The sequence below is a fragment of the Gemmatimonadota bacterium genome, from assembly GCA_026702745.1.
Lineage (GTDB): Bacteria > JAAXHH01 > JAAXHH01 > JAAXHH01 > JAAXHH01 > JAAXHH01.
On sequence record JAPPBT010000044.1, the window covers coordinates 1 to 4,935 of the forward strand.

The 4,935-nt window shown below is 63.1% G+C and carries 5 protein-coding genes; 3 read left to right on the forward strand and 2 right to left on the reverse strand.

All coding sequences use genetic code 11. The annotated features are described in order from the left end of the window. The coding region (locus OXH56_06720) for a cysteine hydrolase (protein MCY3555002.1) at positions 1 to 448 on the reverse strand (448 nt) is incomplete at its 3' end. Between the two features lie 8 nt (positions 449 to 456). Continuing rightward, the gene (locus tag OXH56_06725; GenBank protein ID MCY3555003.1) at positions 457 to 1,251 is read right to left on the reverse strand and encodes a GntR family transcriptional regulator; all 795 of its coding nucleotides are present in this window, start codon (positions 1,249 to 1,251) and stop codon (positions 457 to 459) included. A 146-nt stretch (positions 1,252 to 1,397) separates the two neighbouring features. Between OXH56_06725 and OXH56_06730 the strand changes: the two genes are divergently transcribed. The 3 genes from OXH56_06730 to OXH56_06740 are packed head-to-tail and all read left to right on the forward strand — an operon-like array spanning position 1,398 to position 4,922. Beyond that, positions 1,398 to 3,680, forward strand: coding sequence for a TonB-dependent receptor (locus OXH56_06730; GenBank protein ID MCY3555004.1), 2,283 nt, complete (start codon positions 1,398 to 1,400; stop codon positions 3,678 to 3,680). Positions 3,681 to 3,715: 35 nt separating this feature from the next. Beyond that, entirely contained in the window at positions 3,716 to 4,180 is a 465-nt protein-coding gene (locus OXH56_06735; protein ID MCY3555005.1) for a VOC family protein, read from the forward strand. A gap of 16 nt (positions 4,181 to 4,196) precedes the next feature. Further along, complete coding sequence (locus OXH56_06740) at positions 4,197 to 4,922, forward strand: SDR family NAD(P)-dependent oxidoreductase (protein ID MCY3555006.1); 726 nt, start codon at positions 4,197 to 4,199, stop codon at positions 4,920 to 4,922. Positions 4,923 to 4,935 lie beyond the last annotated feature (13 nt).

A 4,935-nucleotide genomic window follows, 5' to 3' on the forward strand; every position in this document is an offset into this window, starting at 1 on the left:
CGACGTGGCAGCGATATCCCAGCGAGAAAGCGTCCTGAACCGTGGCCCGCACACATACGTTCGCCTTGACGCCGCCGATGACCAGAGTGCCGACCTCGAGTTCCCTCAACAGGAGGTCCAGGTCGGTGGAATGAAACGCGCTCATGCGTCGTTTTGGCACCAGAATTTCGTCCCGGCCCCGGGGCGAGAAGCCATCCACCAGCTGAGAGTCGAATTCTCCGTCCACGCAATGGACCGGAAGCTTTGCCTGCTCGAAGTCGGTCAGCCCGGGCCGGTGCCGCTCGGCGACGAAAATGACAGGTCGCTGCGCGGTTCTGGCGCTTTGGAGCAGTTTCCGCAAGGCGGGCAGCACCTCGGCGCTTTCGGAATAGTAGTTCCGGCCGTCTTCGTGAAAGAAGGAATTCTGCAGGTCAATGAGCAACAGCGCGACGGCTGTGGCGTTTCCCATTTGCTCGCTCACGAAGACTTGCGCGGGTCGGTCGGCTCTCTTTCATGGTACAGCACCGACAGAGGATTCGAGCGCACCAGGCGAGCGTCATACGTGTAGCAGTCCTGAAGATACACGGCTTCGATCAGTTCGATGAGATTGCCCCTTCGGTCGAAGCTCTTTCGATACACGAGCATGACCGCCGACGGCAGTTCCGTACCGAGTTGCCCGGCCTCATCCTCCGTGGCCAGACGGACGTTGATCGTCTCGTCGGCGTGGTCGATTTCGAGCCCGGCCTCGTCAAAGGTCCTGTAAAGCGAGAAATCCGAATCGGCGACGCGGCTGTCCGGGCCGGCAAGCGCCGGTACTGCAGCGGCGATGCGCATGGGTATCAGCGCCGTGTGTATGGCCCACGGAAACCCATCGACGAGCCGGGTCCGCTCCAGCAGCAATGCGGGTTCGTCGCAGCCATACTGCAGGGCCTCGCTCCGGTCCAGTTGCCGCTGCCCCACCAGGCGATGCGAGGGAACCCGGCCCTGACGGCGCACGGTCTCCGAAAAGCCGAGCAGGTAGCCGGGAGAGCGGTGCAGGGCAGGCCGCGACACAAAGGTCCCGACGCCCTGGCGCCGCTGCAGAAGCCCCTCGGCCAGTAGCACGTCAATGGCCTTTACGACCGTGCCCCGGCTCACCCCGAACTTGAGGCAGAGCTGCGCCTCGCTGGGCAGAAGGTCGCCTGGCACCCATTTGCCTGCACGAATGCCGTCGCGGAGCTCGTCCGCCAGGACCGCGTAGCGCGGTTTTCCTGCGTTCCGGTGTGGGGTCATCGGGAGGATTCCTTGTGTGGAACTGCGATTGTGCAAAATGACTACTTGACTAGTCAACTGAATAATTATATTTTCAAGCCTTACCCGTGCTTCAACCTCATCGCTGTCGGCTAATGCGACAAACTCATCCAACAAGGGGACACGCCATGCGAAAGATACTGTTGGTCCTTACCGCCTTCTCGTTGCAACTGGTGATTGCGGAATCCGCCGTCGCGCAGGAATCGACCGTGGTGCTCGAAGAAATCGTGGTCACCGCGCAAAAGCGGGAAGAGTCGCTCGCCGACGTGGGCATCGCCGTAGATGTAGTCAGCGGCGACCGGCTGCGCGAGGCCGGCGCCGTGTCGCTGATCGACGTTGCCCGCTACTCGCCGGGCCTCAACATCCAGACGCCGTTCGGAGAATTCGGCTATCCGCTGATCGCAATACGCGGCGTGAATACCGACGGATTCATCGAAACGCTGCCGCAGTCGACCGGCGTGTATGCCGACGGCGTATATGTATCGCAGCCGCCCATGCAGGCTTTCCGGCTGCTTGATCTCGAGCGAATGGAAGTGCTCAAGGGGCCGCAGGGAACCATTTACGGACGCAATACCATCGCAGGCGCGATCAATCTCATCTCGAAACGCCCCACGTTCGAGCCGGAAGGCTACGCGACGGTGGGATTCGGCCGCTACAGCCGGGCCTCGTTCGAGGGCGCCTACGGCGGACCCATTTCGGACACGGCCGCCGGGCGGTTTGCCGTGAAGATCCTTCGTCAGACCGACGGTCCCCTGACCAACATGCATCCCGACAGGGACGACGGCGGCGAGCTGGATCAGCTCATGGCCAGAGGCTCTCTGCTGTTCCGGCCCAGCGACGATGTCGAGGTTCTGGTCCGGGTCTATGCCGGGCGCGACGATTCGGACGTCTGGCCCTGGGCGACCATTCCGGCCGGGCAGGACACGGACGGCGACGGCATTCCGGACCAGGTCTGCCCCGAATACGCGCGCGGAGACGTTGCCGGGGCCCAGGTGAATTGCCTGGCGCGGGACCCGTTCGTCAGCGGCAACACTTTCAACGACACCGATGGCGACCCCTACACGATCAACCAGAACTTCATCGGCGAACACGCGTACAAGTCCAGCGGCATTTCCGCGGAGTTGAACTGGGACCTGGGGACGAGAACCGTCACCTCGGTGACCGGCTGGGACGATTTCGAGCGCCACGACGTGCTGGATGAAGATGCGGGCCCCACCGTGGCCCTGGACGACGTGCGGAAATCGGACGTGTCGCAGTTCTCGCAGGAAATTCGCATCGCGTCGAACGCCGGCGAGGGCCTGCAGTGGCTGGCGGGCCTGTACTACTCCTCCGATGAACTGGAGGGCGACCCGGCCTTTGACTCGGGCGGCCGGCAGGACTTCTCGGTGCTGGAAACCGACACTCTCGGCCTGTTCGGGCAGGTCGAGTATCCGCTGGCCGACAACCTGGTCCTAACTGTCGGCGGCCGCTGGACGGACGTGGAACGCGATTTCTACTACGAGACGACCGGTTTCTTCGCCGCCCCGGAATTGCAGGCGGGAGCGTCCAGCACCTTCTCGGACAGCGATTACTCGGCCAGGCTGGCGCTGGACTGGAGGGTAAACGAGGACACGCTGATTTATGCGAGCATATCCCGCGGATTCAACGCCGGCACCTTCAACAGCCAGTTCCTGGCGACGGTGGACAACCTCGAACCGACGAAATCGGAATCCCTTACCGCCTACGAGGTGGGTCTGAAGTCAACGCTCGCTGGCGGCCGCGCCAGCGTTGAGGCGGCGGTCTACTTCTATGACGCGACCGACCCGCAGGTGGTGGCGGTCGAGCCTCTGAGCCTGATCTCGGCCAATTTCCTGATCAACGCCGACGACTCGCAGATGCAAGGCGCCGAATTGCAGCTTCGGGCCCTCGCGACCGATTGGCTGGAGCTGAGTTTCGGCGCAGCCTACATCGACAGCGAATACGGCAATCTCATCACCTCCATTGCCGGCACGGGCACGGGCAGTCCGTATCCCGACAACGCACCGGTGTTCGGTTCCACGCTGGCGGACCTGACCGGCAACCGCATTCCGAACACGCCGGAACTGAGCATCAATTCCGCGGCCACGGTGCAATGGCCGGTGAACGAGGGGTGGACCTTCATGGGGCAGCTCGATTTTCTCTGGGAAGACGACATTCCGCGTGACCTGCGCGCCTCGCCGGCGCTGTACTCGGAAGCCCACATCGACGTGGACCTGCGGCTGGCGCTGCAATCCACCGACGGCAAGTGGGATGCTGCCTTCTGGGTGCGGAACCTGACCGATGAGACCTACCTCACCGAAGCGTACGAAGTGCTCGGTTTCGGCTTCTACATCGCGGCCGGAAACTACAACTACCCGAGGACCTTCGGGCTCGAACTGACCCGCAACTTCTAGCAGGCTGCGAACGGGAAAGGAGGAGCCGCTACGACATGCCGGAGCAGAAGCCGAAAGTCGCGATTTCGATCATCACGCTGGGCGTCGACGACGTCGAGCGTTCGGTGCGGTTCTACACCTCGTTTGGCTGGGATATGTCGCCGGACTCCGACCCGGCCATGTGCACGTTCATCAACACGCCTTCTACGGTGCTGGGGCTGGTGGGGTACGAGTTTCTGGCCAACGACGCGCTGCTGAAGGCGAAGCCGCGGGCGCAATACCAGGGCTTCACGCTGGCCGTGAACGGCTCGTCTCCCGAAGAGGTGGACGCGATATTCGAGAACGCCATCCGCAACGGCGGCACCGCGCATCAGCAACCGCAATGGAAGGACTGGGGCGGATACGACGGCTATTCCGGCTATTTCCTCGATCCGGACGGTTACCCCTGGGAAGTCGCCTACGCGCCGTTTCTCGAACTCACCGAGGACGGCCGCCTGATGCCGAAATCCGCGTCCGAATAAAGGGAACCGCGCAGGCGTGGCAACGAAGACCTCTCGCGGACTGGCGATCGTCACCGGCGCCAGCCGCGGCATAGGGCGCGCGCTGGCGATCGGTCTGGCCGAGGCCGGTTACGGGCTGGCGCTGGTCGCGCGCGACGAGGGCGCGCTCAACGGTGTGCGGGCGGAGATTCGGGGCGTCGATCCGGGCACTACCGTGAGTTGCCATCCACTCGACGTGACCGACGCGGCGGCGGTCCGGGATCTCGTGGCCGGGCTGGAAGCCGAACACGAGGCGATCGACGTGCTGATCAATAACGCCGGCCAGTTCCGGCCCGGCGGTGTTGAAGCGGAAGTCGAAGATCTCGAAACGGTTATGGGGACCAACCTGAAAGGCGCGTTCCTGATGCTGAAGGCGGTGGTGCCCGTGATGAAGGCGCAAGAGCGCGGCCACGTCATCAATCTGTCGTCGATTGCCGGGAAGTGGGGCTACGCGGGTTACGGCGTATATGCTGCATCCAAGTTCGCCTTGCAGGGCCTGTCCGAGAGCCTGTACAAGGAAATGCTGGAGCATGGCGTCAAGGTCACGGCGATCTGTCCCAACTGGGTCGCGACGGAGATGGCCGTCGCCGCCGGCGGGACCCTGCCGCCGGAAGAGATGATCCAGCTTGACGATCTGGTCAGGACGGTGTCGTGGCTGTTAAGCCTTTCGAAGGCCGCCTGTCCCCGCGAAGTGGTGATCGACTGCATGGGCCATCCGTATTAGGTGCTGAACATAT